This is a genomic window from Pseudoalteromonas ardens (assembly GCF_030125445.1).
Lineage (GTDB): Bacteria > Pseudomonadota > Gammaproteobacteria > Enterobacterales > Alteromonadaceae > Pseudoalteromonas > Pseudoalteromonas ardens.
In genome coordinates, this window is record NZ_JASJUV010000004.1 from 303353 (window position 1) to 317767 (window position 14415).

At 48.4% G+C, this 14415-nt stretch carries 16 protein-coding genes; 5 read left to right on the top strand and 11 right to left on the bottom strand.

Annotated elements, in window-relative coordinates; translation table 11 throughout:
• Positions 1-201 precede the first annotated feature (201 nt).
• A complete protein-coding gene (gene hpf, locus QNM19_RS15000; RefSeq protein ID WP_010383567.1) occupies positions 202-558 on the top strand; it encodes a ribosome hibernation-promoting factor, HPF/YfiA family in 357 nt (118 codons plus the stop codon).
• A 46-nt stretch (positions 559-604) separates the two neighbouring features.
• On the opposite strand, the gene trmL is transcribed toward hpf, so the two are convergent.
• Positions 605-1069 (bottom strand): tRNA (uridine(34)/cytosine(34)/5-carboxymethylaminomethyluridine(34)-2'-O)-methyltransferase TrmL, encoded by a 465-nt coding sequence (gene trmL, locus QNM19_RS15005; protein ID WP_049864429.1) that lies wholly within the window; start codon positions 1067-1069, stop codon positions 605-607.
• Between the two features lie 199 nt (positions 1070-1268).
• On the opposite strand from trmL, the gene QNM19_RS15010 reads away from it, so the two are divergent.
• Positions 1269-2159: a cation diffusion facilitator family transporter gene (locus tag QNM19_RS15010; RefSeq protein ID WP_284026878.1), complete on the top strand. Its 891-nt coding sequence runs from the start codon at positions 1269-1271 to the stop codon at positions 2157-2159.
• Here QNM19_RS15010 and QNM19_RS15015 read toward each other — a convergent pair.
• From QNM19_RS15015 to QNM19_RS15025, 3 genes are read right to left on the bottom strand one after another with little or no spacing between them, the layout of a single operon-like run.
• The gene (locus tag QNM19_RS15015; RefSeq protein ID WP_284026879.1) at positions 2152-3132 is read right to left on the bottom strand and encodes an alpha/beta hydrolase; all 981 of its coding nucleotides are present in this window, start codon (positions 3130-3132) and stop codon (positions 2152-2154) included. The genes QNM19_RS15010 and QNM19_RS15015 overlap by 8 nt on opposite strands.
• Positions 3122-4501 (bottom strand): ATP-binding protein, encoded by a 1380-nt coding sequence (locus tag QNM19_RS15020; RefSeq protein WP_284026880.1) that lies wholly within the window; start codon positions 4499-4501, stop codon positions 3122-3124. Before QNM19_RS15020 ends, QNM19_RS15015 begins: the two co-directional genes overlap by 11 nt.
• Before the next feature lies 1 nt (position 4502).
• Complete coding sequence (locus QNM19_RS15025; RefSeq protein ID WP_010383559.1) at positions 4503-5189, bottom strand: response regulator transcription factor; 687 nt, start codon at positions 5187-5189, stop codon at positions 4503-4505.
• A 207-nt stretch (positions 5190-5396) separates the two neighbouring features.
• On the opposite strand from QNM19_RS15025, the gene QNM19_RS15030 reads away from it, so the two are divergent.
• Positions 5397-5906 carry a Spy/CpxP family protein refolding chaperone gene (locus QNM19_RS15030; RefSeq protein ID WP_284026881.1) on the top strand — a complete coding sequence of 170 codons (510 nt, stop codon included), beginning with the start codon at positions 5397-5399 and terminating at the stop codon, positions 5904-5906.
• Positions 5907-6169: 263 nt separating this feature from the next.
• Here QNM19_RS15030 and yacG read toward each other — a convergent pair whose 3' ends face one another.
• From yacG to nadC, 7 genes are all read right to left on the bottom strand, one after another.
• A complete protein-coding gene (yacG, locus tag QNM19_RS15035; RefSeq protein WP_049866630.1) occupies positions 6170-6412 on the bottom strand; it encodes a DNA gyrase inhibitor YacG in 243 nt (80 codons plus the stop codon).
• A gap of 71 nt (positions 6413-6483) precedes the next feature.
• On the bottom strand, positions 6484-8160 hold the full coding sequence (pilB, locus tag QNM19_RS15040; RefSeq protein ID WP_284026882.1) for a type IV-A pilus assembly ATPase PilB: 1677 nt from the start codon (positions 8158-8160) through the stop codon (positions 6484-6486).
• A 108-nt stretch (positions 8161-8268) separates the two neighbouring features.
• Complete coding sequence (gene coaE, locus QNM19_RS15045; protein WP_049864877.1) at positions 8269-8880, bottom strand: dephospho-CoA kinase; 612 nt, start codon at positions 8878-8880, stop codon at positions 8269-8271.
• A 4-nt stretch (positions 8881-8884) separates the two neighbouring features.
• Entirely contained in the window at positions 8885-9760 is an 876-nt protein-coding gene (locus QNM19_RS15050; protein ID WP_049864876.1) for a prepilin peptidase, read from the bottom strand.
• A gap of 21 nt (positions 9761-9781) precedes the next feature.
• Positions 9782-11014 carry a type II secretion system F family protein gene (locus QNM19_RS15055; RefSeq protein WP_049864875.1) on the bottom strand — a complete coding sequence of 411 codons (1233 nt, stop codon included), beginning with the start codon at positions 11012-11014 and terminating at the stop codon, positions 9782-9784.
• A gap of 53 nt (positions 11015-11067) precedes the next feature.
• Entirely contained in the window at positions 11068-11532 is a 465-nt protein-coding gene (locus QNM19_RS15060) for a pilin (protein ID WP_049864874.1), read from the bottom strand.
• Positions 11533-11929: 397 nt separating this feature from the next.
• A complete protein-coding gene (gene nadC, locus QNM19_RS15065) occupies positions 11930-12769 on the bottom strand; it encodes a carboxylating nicotinate-nucleotide diphosphorylase (RefSeq protein WP_049864873.1) in 840 nt (279 codons plus the stop codon).
• Positions 12770-12958: 189 nt separating this feature from the next.
• Here nadC and ampD point away from each other — a divergent pair, with 189 nt between their 5' ends.
• Positions 12959-13495 carry a 1,6-anhydro-N-acetylmuramyl-L-alanine amidase AmpD gene (gene ampD, locus QNM19_RS15070; RefSeq protein WP_049864872.1) on the top strand — a complete coding sequence of 179 codons (537 nt, stop codon included), beginning with the start codon at positions 12959-12961 and terminating at the stop codon, positions 13493-13495.
• 11 nt (positions 13496-13506) lie between these two features.
• Positions 13507-14391: a beta-lactamase regulator AmpE gene (ampE, locus tag QNM19_RS15075; RefSeq protein WP_049864871.1), complete on the top strand. Its 885-nt coding sequence runs from the start codon at positions 13507-13509 to the stop codon at positions 14389-14391.
• The last annotated feature ends 24 nt before the right edge of the window (positions 14392-14415 follow it).

The window sequence follows — 14415 nt, forward strand, 5'->3', positions numbered from 1 at the left end:
TAGAGTCAGGCTGTTCAATCACAGCCTGACTGAGTACCTTGCATACGAGCCCGCCTGTGTGCACTTTTTCTCCATGACGTCGCTAAGCGTGATCTGTCACAAATAAATTCAGTTTGATGACAAAAATCTGAAATTTCTGCTTGAGAATTGTGTCTTTCGCTCCAATACTTAGTTATAGGTAAACAACAAAAGGGAGCGCTTATGAAAATTAATCTTTCAGGCCACCACGTAGATATGACAGAAGCCGTTAAGCAACACGTTGATGAAAAGTTTGCCAAAGTAGCTAATCACTTCCCGTCGCTGTTGTCGATAGACGTCATAGTCAGTAAGGAACACAAGAAATTTTACACTGAGATCAACACCAATTATTCAGGAGCCAGGATATCCGTAAAAGGAGAGGATGACGTCATGTATCCGGCTATCGCACAGGCAGCCAAAAAGCTGGATGCTGCACTAAAACACAGAAAAGGTCAGCTCAAGGCCAACAAACATGAAAAACCTGTGAGTACGACCCCGCCAATCGCCCATGAAATAATTCAGGAAATGAACCTGAATTAGAGATAAAAAAGAAGCCACTTAAGAGTGGCTTCATTCGTAATGGCGTTCAAACTGCCCCATCAAACCCCATCTGGCGCCACGATTCATACACAAACACAGATACTGCATTGGACAAATTCATGCTTCTGCTGTCTGGTCGCATCGGGATCCGCAGGCGTTGCTCTGGTGGTAAAGAGAAGATAAGGTCTTCCGGCAAGCCTCTTGTTTCCGGACCAAACAGCAGACAATCGCCGCTCTGGTAGTCTGGTTCATGGTGATAACGTGTGCCCTTAGTTGTGCAGGCAAACACGCGATTTGGTTTGCGTGCCTCCAGATAGGCCTCCAGTGATGGGTAGCGTTTCACTTCACTGAATTCGTGATAATCCAGGCCGGCGCGCCTGACGCGTTTGTCGTCCCAGTCGAAGCCCAAAGGCTCAATCAAATGCAAAGAAAATCCGGTGTTTGCACACAGGCGAATGATGTTACCTGTATTGGGGGGAATTTCAGGCTGATACAATACGATGTCTAACATGGATAACCTCAGAATAATATTGCTTGCAGTATAGCGCATCCAGCATACAGGCTAAAAGTGGTGGTGCGCTCTTCTGAACAGCAGGGAGGCGGGCAGTGTGTCCATATTATTATGCCAGCGTCACTAATTTTTCATTTTCATGACTTACACTATAAGATAAGCCTAACTCGGAAGTTTAATCTGGTTGTAGAGGTAATAGGTGGCCCATAATTATAACTTTTTAGTCCGATTTTCCAGTATCTTCACGCTGGTGATGGCCGCGCTGATGATAGCGGCCAAGACCTGGGCCTGGCTGGCATCAGGTAGTGCAGCCATGCTGGGGTCGCTGACGGACTCATTACTGGATGTCAGTGCATCTATGATGAGTTTTTTGGTGCTGAGCTATGCATTGCGCCCTGCTGATGATGATCATCGCTTTGGTCATGGTAAAGCTGAAGCGCTGGCGGGTCTTGGTCAGTCTGCATTTATTGCGGGTTCTGCCTGCTTATTGACGTTTCATGGTATTGAGCGCTTGTTTAACCCGGTAACCATTCAGCATAGTCTGCTTGGCGTCTGGGTAAGTCTGTTTGCTGTCGCCTGCACATTCGCTGTGGTTTTCGTGCAGCATCAGGTGGTTAAGCGCACTCAGTCCATCGCTATCAAAGCTGATTCGTTGCACTATAAAGGTGATATTTTACTCAATCTCGCCGTGCTGACTGCATTGCTACTGAGCCATTGGCAGGTCCAGCATGCCGATGCATTGTTTGCGATAGGGGTGGCGGCTTATCTGCTTTATAACTGCTGGGAAATAGCCCGGGAGAGCGCGGACCACCTGATGGACAAAGAACTCCCCGATGAAGAAAAAACCGAGATTATTTTGTTGGCTTCCAGTCATGAAGACGTTTATGGCGTTCATGATCTAAGGACTCGCCAAAGTGGTAAAGTGAAATTTGTACAGTTGCATCTGGAGCTGGACGATCATATTCCATTGGCACGGGCGCATCAGATCAGTGATGAAGTGGTGGCACATATTAAAGCCGCTTTTGAGGCCGAAATGGATATACTGATCCATCAGGATCCAGTGTCCTTAGCGGTATCTCCAACTAATTAGTTGCACTGAGTGACGGCGTTTTAGGTTTATCACACGCAACGAGCTGAGCGGCAAAGGTATAAAATTGCTCTAGTACAGCTCGCCTTATGGTGTCGACTTCGCATAGCAGCTCATGCTTGCCGGGGTAATGAGACAGCTGGCATGCATTATTATTAGCGGCAAACATGGTGTGTGCAGCAGGGCAAACAATACTGTCTTGTTGTGCGCTGGCAATGCTCAATGGCAGATTAATGCGCAGCTTGGTGAGGTCTGTGGTAAATGTCAGCGCTTGTTGCAACCAGCGAAAGCTGACCCCCCCCAACTGTAATGCTGAGTGCGCTTGATATAGCTGTCTGAACAAGGTGTAGCGTTGTTCGCATTGTGTGAGCTCGTTGTCAGTAAAGGCTTTTGGCTGGTAATCTGTCTGGCCAATGGCATAGTGTTTACTGAGCCCCAGGTTGCAAGCCAGTGAAGCAATCCCACGGGCAAACCAGTCAGGGTAAGGTGCCGTGTTGATTGCAAACATAGGAGCGCTGAGAAATGCGCCCGCAACCGGACTGCTAAACCGGGATAAGTAATCACATGCAATGGCTCCACCCATAGAGTGGGCCAGGATAACGCTCTTTCCCTGCCACTTAGGTAAGACTATCTGGGTGAAAAACGCATCCAGACAATCGCCATATTGGGTAAACCGCGGTATATAGCCAATGTGCTCATTGTCCAGAAACCGCCCCGACAGACCCTGTCCCGGGTGGTCAAAGGTAAACACGGCAATCTGGTTATTGGCAAGCTCCCACAACAACTCCTGATATTTGTGCGCTGATTCAATCCGGCCGTTGACCAGTATGACCGCAAAGTGTGCTTGCTCGGGTATGTGACAGGCATAAAAGAGTGGCCCGAGCGGGCTCTCAAAAGTGCCCTGGTCGCAGCGTTTCCAGTGTGCCTCTATATAAGGCAGATTATCAATTAAGTGATTACTATCGCTATAAAACATGCTGGTCTATTGGCAACTCTACGGTGACACGCAGGCCATTGTGATTGCTAAACTGAATACGGCCATGATGCACTTTTATGGCATGTTGCGCAATTGCCAGCCCCAGTCCAAACCCGCCGGGCTCTGTCGTGCCTTGTGGTGTCCTGGCTTGTGAAGCTCTGAAAAAGGGAATGCAGAGTTTCTCTAACATCACCTCACTGACGCCGGGGCCATCATCACAGATGGTGACGATCAAGGTGTCGTCCTGGCACTGTGCTGTCAGACTAACCTGCTTGTTCGCGTATTTAATGGCATTGCGCAGTATGTTCTCAAATGCGCGGCCAAGCAACATAGCGTCGACAGTTAAGGTCAGTTCAGGCAAGGGTTTCCAGTCGAGCTGTTTACCAAGTTGCTGGCTTTCAAATTGACCATCGTCAAGAATAGGGTCGAGTAACTCAATGAGTGAAATGGGGTATGGGGTCAGTGTTAGCTGCTGAGACTCCAGCCGGGATAACTGCAGAATATCACTCAGCATCTGCTCAAGTAGATGGGCTTCTTTTTCGACCCTTTGCAGGTAGGGCGACAGAGCCTCAGGCGCTTTGTCACTGGCAATGCCATTTGCCATTTGCAGACGGGTTAAGGGCGATCTTAATTCATGTGAGATATCGGCCAGCAGACGCTTCTGTTGCGTGACATGCGCTTGCAGACGGCTGGCCATGAGGTCAAAATCTTTACCTAGCTGCCCCAGTTCGTCCTGGCGTGATGCACTGATGTTGGCCCGTGTATCCAGCTTGCCTTGTGCCAGTTCTGCTGCGGCCTGTTGGAGTTGTCGTACAGGCTTTAGCAGACCGCGTGTAAACCACAGGCTAAAGCCAAAGCTGGCCAGGATCAGAGTCAGCAGTTTTGCCCAGGTTGGCATTAAGCGGATCTTTGTCAGAATACGAGGGTCGCGGTGGTCCATCAATTGAAAAAGCTGATACTTTTCACCTTGTAGCTCAATATCTATGGGGCCAAAAGCTCGATATTGCTCGGTGTCGACAACTTGTGGTGGTGCACTGGCAGTAAAGTTCAGTAGCGCCAAATCCCATTCCTTGAGCTCTGAATGGCTCAGAACGCTGCGTTGTTCGTCGTTGTGGCGTAGGTAAATTTTTGGTCGGTGACTGCGGTGTCGAGCGGGTAATAAGGTGTACAGGGGTTGCCCTGGGCGGCTTTCGGCACGACGTTCAATATTACGCTGCAGGTGCTGCAGGTTTTTCAACATTGCGGGGCTGATCTGGCGTGTTTCCAGGATGTCAGGTTGTAGCAGGCTGACACTCATCAGTAGTAATAAAGTGGCGGCAATTGTGCCCCAAAACCACAGGAAAACTTGTATTAGTAAGTACTTCCTCATCTTATGCCTTTAGGAATATATAGCCAGAGCCACGTAATGTTTTGATATAAGTATGCGAGCTGTATAACGCGATTTTCTTTCTGACATTGCTGACATGCATATCTACCGATCTGTCATAGGGGGCCAAAGGACGTCCAAGCACTGTCTGTGACAGTGTTTGCTTGGTGACGGTCTGGCCTGCTGATTTGACCAGCTGGTGCAACATTTCGTATTCCGTGCCGGTCAGGGGAAGTTGCGTGCCTTTGATACTGGCGGTACGCGAAGACAGATCCAGCGTCAGGTCATGGTATTCGAAACAGGGTTCAGTTGCATTGTGAAGCAGGTGAGCGACACGACGGGTAATGGCTTTGATGCGTGCCAGCAACTCCCTGTGATTAAAGGGCTTAGGGATATAATCGTCGGCACCCAGTTCAAGCCCAAAAATTCGGTCGAAATCATCGCCTTTGGCCGTTAGCATGATCACTGGGGTCATTTTCTTGGCACGCAGTGCTTTGAGCACTTCAAAGCCGTCGAGTTCGGGTAACATCACATCCAGCAGGATGACATCAAACTCTCTGGTTAAGGCCATGTCTAGCCCGCCAGGCCCGGTATGGGCGGTAATAACATCACACCCTTCACTGTGCAGATAGTCTTCAAGAAGCTCACACAGGCCTCGATCGTCGTCGATAATCAGTACATTAGCACTCATACTGTTACTCTTTCACTGTTCCTGTGTTTATCTTACCTTACTATAGAAGTAAGGTGGCTGACTTTACACTTCTTTACGCTCAGGAAGTCAGCTAAAAACGGTGAGTGTGTGGTGCTGAAACAGCTCTTGACAAAACTTTACACAACCTTGACGTTGCTTTGCTCTGGCGTTGCTAAAGTTGAACTCAGCTTAACAGGAGACGCTATTATGAAGACACACACTATGAGTAAAGTTCGCTACACATTGAAAGCCGTGTTACTGGCCTCTGTAATGGCTGGCAGCAGTGCAGCACTCGCCGATACTGATACGAATGAGAAACAGCCCCGGGCTGCAAGTATGAAACCGATGAAAAGCATGGGTCATATGTTGCTCTCAAAGCGTGCTGTGAAGCATCTGGCCCTGACTCAAAGTCAGCAAGATGAATTGAAAAGCCTGTTTGATGCGCAGCGAGAGCAGGTTAAGACCCTTCGCGGTGATAAAGTCAAAGGTGAACATCGTGACGCATTCAAATCTCTGATAGAGGCGGAGCAGTTTGATAAAGCACAGGCGGAGGTACTACTGGAGCAATTTCAACCTCAAAAGCGTGACATGATGTTGATAAGGTTAGAAACACAACACAAGGTGTATCATATCCTGACCGAAGAGCAGCGCGCCAAACTTGAGCAGTTGCGTCATAAGCGAAAGGCTAAAAAGCACCATCAACATCAGTCTTCTTAACGACTATGGCCAGATTATACCAATTTGCTTAATTAAGTAGGCTATTTTGAGGCGAGAAAATAGGGTCGATAACACCGCTCCCGCGTCCTGCTATCGCTGAGGCACCTACATCCATGTAGGCGAGGCAAAAATTTTGCTATTTAGTTGCTCTAAATGAGAAATTTTTAACACTGTTAGCGTCCTAATTGCTCCTTCAAATAGACCAGGTATTAAGTGAAATTGGTATTATATAGCCCGGATAATTGCCGGGCTGAGCTCGTTGCTTATTCTTTAAAGAAACTGTCGTCGTTTTTGGCCAGCATGGCTTCTAAATCTTCCACCATATCCCGGGCCGCTTCAGGTGACAGATCCGCACTGTTAAGTGGGGTCGAGATTTTGTTGTTCTCTTCAGACCACTCACCTAAGTCAATCAGCTGACAGCGTTTTGAGCAAAATGGACGATGCGGGCTTTGCGCCGACCAGATCACCGCAGCCTGACAGGTAGGGCATTTTACAGATACAGGCATACATACCTCTGCATTACTAATTTTCTCTATTGTACTGTGCTGCGCGTTGGCAGTCACTGGCACCAGGAGAATTAATAGTTCGTGACCCGGTTGACTTCAGCCAGTGAGGTGATCCCATCTGCGGCTTTTTTTAACCCGGATTGGCGCAGGTTTGCAAAGCCCTTGCTCGCGGCAAGTTCAGCAATCTCCAGTGAGTTACCACCTTCCATGATTGCATGCGAGATCTCGGGTGTGATCTTCATCACTTCATAAATACCTACCCGGCCTTTATAGCCATCGGTGCAGTGATCGCACCCTTTGGGCGCATAGAGTGTCATATTTGCAATTTGTTCTGCGCTAAAACCCTGACGCTGCAATTCCTCTTCAGGCAATTGTTCAGGCTCTTTGCATTTGGGACACAGTCGACGCGCAAGACGCTGGGCAATGATCAGGCTGACAGAGCTGGCCACATTATAGGCCGGCACGCCCATATTGAGTAAGCGAGTCAAGGTCTCTGCGGCTGAATTGGTATGCAGTGTGCTCATCACAAGGTGACCAGTTTGTGCAGCCTTGATGGCTATCTCCGCAGTTTCCAGATCCCGGATCTCACCGACCATGACCACATCGGGATCCTGGCGCAGGAATGCCCGCAGCGCGTTGGCAAAGGTCATGTCCGCTTTGGTATTGATTTGAACCTGGTTGATGCCTTCCAGGTTAATTTCGACCGGATCTTCGGCGGTACTGATGTTGCGTTCTGGTTTATTGAGTATATTCAGGCCGGTGTAAAGCGAGACTGTTTTACCTGAACCTGTCGGTCCGGTGACCAGGATCATCCCCTGCGGCTGATCGAGTGCATTTAGGTACATGCTCTTTTGATCTGCTTCATAGCCCAGAGCCTCAATGCCCAGTTTGGCGGCGGATGAATCGAGGATACGCATTACGATTTTTTCGCCCCACATGGTAGGCAGGGTACTGACACGGAAATCGATGCTTTTGCGCTCTGAAATTTTCAGCTTAATGCGGCCATCTTGTGGTTTTCGTTTTTCGGCGATATCCAAATGAGACATGACTTTGATACGTGCCGACAAGCGGCTGGAGAGCGCATGTGGAGGGCTCGCCATTTCATGTAATAAGCCATCGATCCGAAAGCGCACCCGATATTTCTTTTCATAGGGCTCAAAATGGAGATCCGAGGCACCTTTTTTTATCGCATCCATGAGGATTTTATTGATATAAACGATAATAGGTGCATCGTCTTTTTCTTCATCAGCGTTTTGTTGTTTGGGCTCGTCTTCGACATCCAGGCTGGCAAACTCTTTAAACTCGTCTTCGCTGAGGCTGAGAGAGCTATTATCGTCAAAGAGTTGGTCAATTTTTTGGTCGAGCAGCTTATAGTCTACTACCACAACTTCGCATTGTAGGCCTGTGCTAAATTCAAAGTTCTCGAATGCACCGTAGTCTGTAGGGTCAGAGGTAGCAATAAAAAGTTTACGATCTTTTTTGACCAGAGGTAGCAGGTGGTGCTGACGGATTAACTTTTCTTTGACCAGCTCCTTTGGAACCTGAGTTATGTCAAAGCCGTTCAGATCAAAATAAGGGACTCTGAACAAGTCCAGACATTGCTCAGCCATTTCCTGGCTGCTCATGCCACTACACAGACAGATGAGTTCAGCCGTTGAGTGGGCGTCGGCTTGTTTGGCTTTGACCTGTTCGGCAGTCAGTTTGCCAAGGGTAATAAACTTTCTCAGTAACGGCGAGTGATGTTCCATAATGCTCTTAAGACTTCAACGAGTTACACTAAATGTAGCAAAAAATGCTTGGATACGGGTAGCGAATTGATCGTAAACCCTGCTTTGTGTGGGCGTGCATCGTACAGATCAGGCACGTTTTTTTTCCGCCTGCTGCAAAAACGCTTGATGTAAGGCGGCAAGTTCAGTATGCATCGCTTCAAGGGGCTGATTATTATCGAGAATAAAGTCGGCTTTTGCGCGTTTATCTGTTCTGCTCATTTGTGCTTCTATAATGCGCTCAACCTGCTGCTGGTGGGCGTTGTCTCGTACGCAGGTTCGTGTGAGTTGCACTTCAACAGGCACATCAACAAGCAAGGTTTTATCACAGTATTGCTCCAGCCCATTTTCAAACAGCAAAGGGGCGGACAAAATCACATAATCGCTGTCAGCTTGGGCTAACTGGGCGAGTAATTGGGCACGGATCAGCGGATGTAGTAACGCGTTCAGCCAGCTTTTTTCGTTTTCATCCGCGAAAATGATGCCGCGCAGCGTGGTGCGATCCAAAGTGCCTTCGTCTGTCAGGATCTGCGCTCCAAAATGGGCCACAATGGCATTTAATCCCTCACTGCCGGGCTCGACGACCTCTCGCGCCACAACATCGGCATCCACAACACATATCCCTGACTTGTTCAGGTAGTCAGATACCGTTGTTTTGCCCGCCCCGATACCGCCAGTTAAGCCTAAGATCCAGTTGGCCATAACCTTATACTCCTAATAACGACAGATACCAGCGGCTGAGTTGCTCACCATATAATAGCGTTAGCCAGCCCGCAATCGCGAGGTAAGGACCAAAGGGAATAGGGCTGGCCTTATCTTTGCCTTGCACAGCGAGCTGTGTTGCGCCAATTACCGCGCCAACAACACTTGATAGCAACACAATGAGCAACAGTGACTGCCAGCCCATCAGAGCACCAAATACGGCTAAGAGTTTAAAATCACCAAATCCCATGCCTTCTTTTCCGGTTAGTAGCCTGAATACCCAGTAAATACTCCACAGACTGAGATAACCAACGGCCGCACCTATGATGGCTGCGGAAGGAGGAATAGTTAGGCCCGCTACGGCCGTCAACAGGGCAAACCAGAGTAAGGGGAGGGTTAATTGATCGGGGAGCAGCATATGATCGATATCAATAAAGATCAGGGCGACTAATACCCAGGTGACCAGAATGTACACCAGTGCCTGAGGCGTAGCTGAGAAATGCCAGGCCAGCCAGAGTGATGCTACCCCTGTGAGTAACTCGACCAACGGATAACGTTTGGGAATTGGGGCATCACAGTATGCACATTTGCCACCGAGTAATAACCAGCTGAGCAGTGGGATATTATGATGTAGTTTAATCTTAGTATGGCATTTAGGACAGGTAGACCCGGGTGTCATCAGATTAAAAGTGGCAGGTTCAGCTTGCTGTGGTGCCTGCTCCAGAATGATCCGGCATTCGGCTTGCCAGTTGCGCTGCATCATAACGGGTAAGCGATAAATAACAACGTTTAAAAAGCTGCCGATACACAAACTGGTCAGTGCGACAGTCAGCAACCAAAACCAGGTTTGCTGCTCCATAAGGTGCCAAACTTCTTGCATAATAGTGTCTTTGTTATTGTGTTAAATGACGGTGCCGAGCTGGAATATAGGTAAATACATGGCGATAATCAAGCCGCCAACCAGCACGCCCAGGATCACCATGATCATAGGTTCAAGTAATGAGGACAGTCCATCGACTGCATCATCCACTTCCTGCTCATAAATACTGGCGACCTTGGCCAGCATACTGTCTAGTGCACCGGATTCTTCACCAATGGAGACCATTTGCACTACCATGTCGGGAAAAATCCTGGCATTGCGCATCGCCCAGTTCATTTGATTACCTGAACTGACCTCGCCCTTAATATCCAATATCGCATTTTTGTAGATGATATTGCCGGAAGCGCCTGCGGCGGAATCCAGCGCATTGACTAAAGGTACGCCTGCCGCAAAGGTGGTCGATAGGGTTCTGGCATAACGGGCAACGGCTGCTTTTTTCAGGATTTCACCAATTGCCGGGATCCGCAGTACCATACGATCGTTAAAGTGGCGAACAGCGGGACTGCGTTGCAGGGCTTCTTTATAGGCATAGCCCGCACCACCGAGGCCAATAAGGAATAACCACCAGTACTCTTGCATAAATTCTGAAATGCCCAGCACCATCAGTGTAAAGCCTGGTAATTCAGCACCAAACCCGGTGAAAATCTCTTCAAACTGCGGAACCACAAAAATCAATAAGATGGAGGTCACGATTAGGGCGACTGACAACACAGCTATCGGGTAAAACATCGCTTTTTTGATTTTCGACTTCAGCGCTTCTGCTTTTTCTTTATACAAGGCCACCCGGTCAAAGATGCGGTCCAGTGCGCCCGATTGCTCACCGGACTCAACCAGGTCACAATACAATTCGTCAAAATACCTGGGATGGCTACGCAAAGATTTGGCCAGCGGCTGGCCTGCTTTTACTTCATCGGCAATGTGGGTGATGAGCTTGCTGACGCTTTTGTTCTTGGCACCTGAAGCTATCATGTCTAATGCCTGCACCAGGGCTACACCAGCGGTCAGCATAGTGGCTATTTGCCGGGTCACAACGGCAATGTCTTTGGGAGTGATCTTTTGTGTGCTAGTGAACCCGAATAAGGGTTTAGGTTTACGCTTAACTTTAGAGGGCGTGATCCCCTGCTTGCGCAGTTGTGCCTTGACGAGGGCCACACTGGTACCAGTGAGTTCGCCTTGCAAACGTTTACCGCGGGCGCTGACGCCGACCCAGATAAAGGTATCGACTTTGGCGGAGTTTTTGTCGGGTTGGTTCATAGAGTCCAAAAGCAAAGAGGGAGCTGAGCTCCCTCTTATTCATTGTTATTAAATTAAGTTGTAGTAGATACTGTGCACGTTGCTGGCAACCAAGCTGTCTTAGTCGCTTCGTCTACTGTTGCTGTACATCTCCACTCTGAGATAGTGAAGCCAGCTGTGAAATTTGCCGCAGTTGCGACTGCATTACCATTGTACGGAGTCACAACAACGGTCACACCCGCCATATCTGATTGGCCTGTAATCGTGATGGCACCAGCTGTACCAACTACGACTGAGGCAACCATTTCAGTTGCCTCACCAGTGGTGGCAGAAGCACAGTTTGCTGGTGCGCCACCAACCTGTGAAATTTCTGTCACACACGCTTTTGGCATGGTTGAAGCAGCCATCAGCTCAGAAGCTTTGGCACGGTTAATATAGTCTTGGTACGCCGGCAGGGCAACGGCAGCAAGAATACCAATGATTGCGATTACAATCATTAATTCAATAAGGGTAAAACCACCCTGTTGTCTTTGCGTCATGATGTGTCTCCTAAAGGATATTAGACCCGATGCCAGCAACCACTCACACCAGGGGTTTATTAAATTTTTGCTCTCAGAATCGGACCAAGTATAGGTCTTTATTCCTATAATAAGTTTGTTGTAAATCAAAGCTAATGTTCGTAGTTTTATCCTAAGTCATTAGGACTAGAATCACTCATCAGTATACAACATTACTGTGACAGTTTTGATTTACAACCGTCTGGCAACTGTCGAGCTCTGTCGCCATATATCTTACTCACTCTGTTAACACACACAGCCGGGCTGGGATTACGCACAAGAATTATTGAGTTGCTAATTCTTTGTTCGTATTAAAAAGAGTTTTCTCATTCTTGTCAACGAACGGGCTTTGCATTTTATTACAAAGCCGTTACACCTGTTACTCGAAGCGCATAGATAAGTCTATACTCTGCAGGTGTTTCGTCAATGCACCACTTGAAATGTAATCCACACCAGCCTGCGCATACGTCGCCAGTTTATCTAAGGTCATATTACCCGAGACCTCCAGCTTAGCTCTACCGGCAGTTTGTTTAACGGCAATTTGAATGTCCTCAACGGTAAAGTTGTCGAGCATAATGATATCAGCGCCCGCATCGAGTGCCTGTTGCAGCTCATCTAAGCTTTCTACCTCAACCTCAACGGGCTTATCCGGGTGGTTTTGTCTGGCTTGTGCAACCGCTTTGGCGATCCCGCCACAGGCTGCAATGTGATTCTCTTTGATCAGGAAAGCATCAAACAAGCCGATGCGGTGGTTTTTGCCTCCACCACAAGTCACAGCATATTTTTGTAATGCGCGCAGGCCCGGGATGGTTTTTCTTGTATCCAGCAATTGCGTGTTGGTATCGGCAAGTGCCGCTACAGAATGTGCTGTGGCTGTGGCCGTACCTGACAGGGTTTGTACAAAGTTGAGTGCAGTGCGCTCAGCAGTGAGAATGGCACGTGCACTGCCTGTTGCTTCAAAAATGCGCTGATTTGGCTGCAAGGTCTCGCCATCATTGACCAGCACATTGACCTCAACAGTAGGGTCCACTTGTCTGAATACCTCAAGGATCAAGTCTTTGCCGCAAAACACGCATGCTTCGCGTGTGATGACATAGGCGTTAGCCTGTTGAGAAGCGGGGATCAGGGCTGCGGTAATATCACCATCGGCAGCGCTTTGGTTATTCAGGTCTTCATCAAGTGCCAGCTTAACCAGCTGGGGGATCTGTTCGTTTAACATGGACTATCTTGGCTTTGCTATTCAATAACCTAATTCTACTGCGTTACGCCAGTTAATGACAATGTCGATTATTGGTGGTCTTAGGGACATACTTTGCGATGGTCTGTCCCCAGTGTCAAAATAACATAGTGAAAGTATGGCAAACTTGCTAAGGTAATAGCATAACAAAGTGGCTAAGTGATTCTATTTATGAAGGTAAATTGGCTGCCCGGTGCACATCAACGGCATTCGCCCCATTATAACGAACGTCCGCCAGGATGTGCTGCCTCATTGCTGGTGGTGCATTGCATTTCCTTGCCGGCGGGCCAGTATGGCGGTACCTATATAGATGATCTATTTATGGGTACGCTGGATTGTCAGGCTCATCCCAGTTTTGATTCCCTGCAAGGGGTGCGGGTATCCGCCCATTGCCTGATCCGTCGGAATGGAGTGGTTATTCAGTATGTGCCGTTTGATAAACGCGCTTGGCATGCCGGTGTATCTGAGTTCGCAGGACAAGACAACTGTAATGATTTCAGTATCGGAGTGGAGCTGGAAGGGACTGATACGACGGCGTACACTGAAGCACAATATCAGGCTTTGGCTGAGCTCACGCTATGGTTACAGCAACAATTCCCTCAGCTGACCAGGGAACGCATTGTCGGACACAGTGATATTGCACCTAGTCGTAAACACGATCCAGGCGTAGCGTTCGACTGGGACAAGTATTTCGCATTGTTAAGATAAGAGTAACGAACATGATGTTAATTTCTATCATAATTGCTTTAGTTATTGAGCGCCTTGGTGCCCGCTCAGAACATTGGCAGATTGACTTCTATATGGGCAAGTATCTGACATGGAGCAAACATCAGCTTCGTAACAAGGGGGTTTTCGGTTCTGATCCTGGCGTGATGATTTGGCTGATACTGCCCACTGTGCTGATTGCCATGGTGTACCACCTTTCTGACTTTATTATCTTCCAGTTGGTACTCAATGTGCTGATCTTACTGGTGTGTTTTGGCTGTGGGCGTTACCGTCGCTTATATAAAGGCTACCTTAACGCATTGACGCGGGGGGATTCCGAAGCGGTGACACTGTATGCGCTGCAAATGGGACAGGAGCGGACAGAGTCAGAGCGAAATGGTGAAACTTTCGGGCAAACGCTGGTATGGATTAATTTTCAGCACTATTGTGCGGTGATGTTCTGGTTTGTCGTGCTGGGCGCACCAGGTGCGGTGCTGTATGCAACAGTGAGATATCTGGTTATAACGCTCACAGAACGTCAGGAAGACGACTTGCCTGAGCAGGTTGCCTTGTTGCGCGGAACATTGGGGGCGCAAACACAGCGGTTTTCCAGGCTACTGTTCTGGCTAGATTGGTTGCCTGCCAGAGTTGCCAGCTTTGGTTATTTGATCATCGGTAATTTCACCAAAGGCACTGGCTGTTGGCTCAAATACTTACTGGACTTTGACACCCCCAACAGGCGTGTGGTGAGTGATATTGCACTGGCTGCTGAGCAAATAGAGCAGCAATTTTTTGGTTGTACTTATGAAGCAACCTGCATGATGCGCTTGGTTAAACGTAATATCTTGTTCTTTTTGGTCCTGACAGCACTACTGACTTTGTTTGGTGGTCTGAGCTAACAGCGAATCGACCCGACAGTTAAC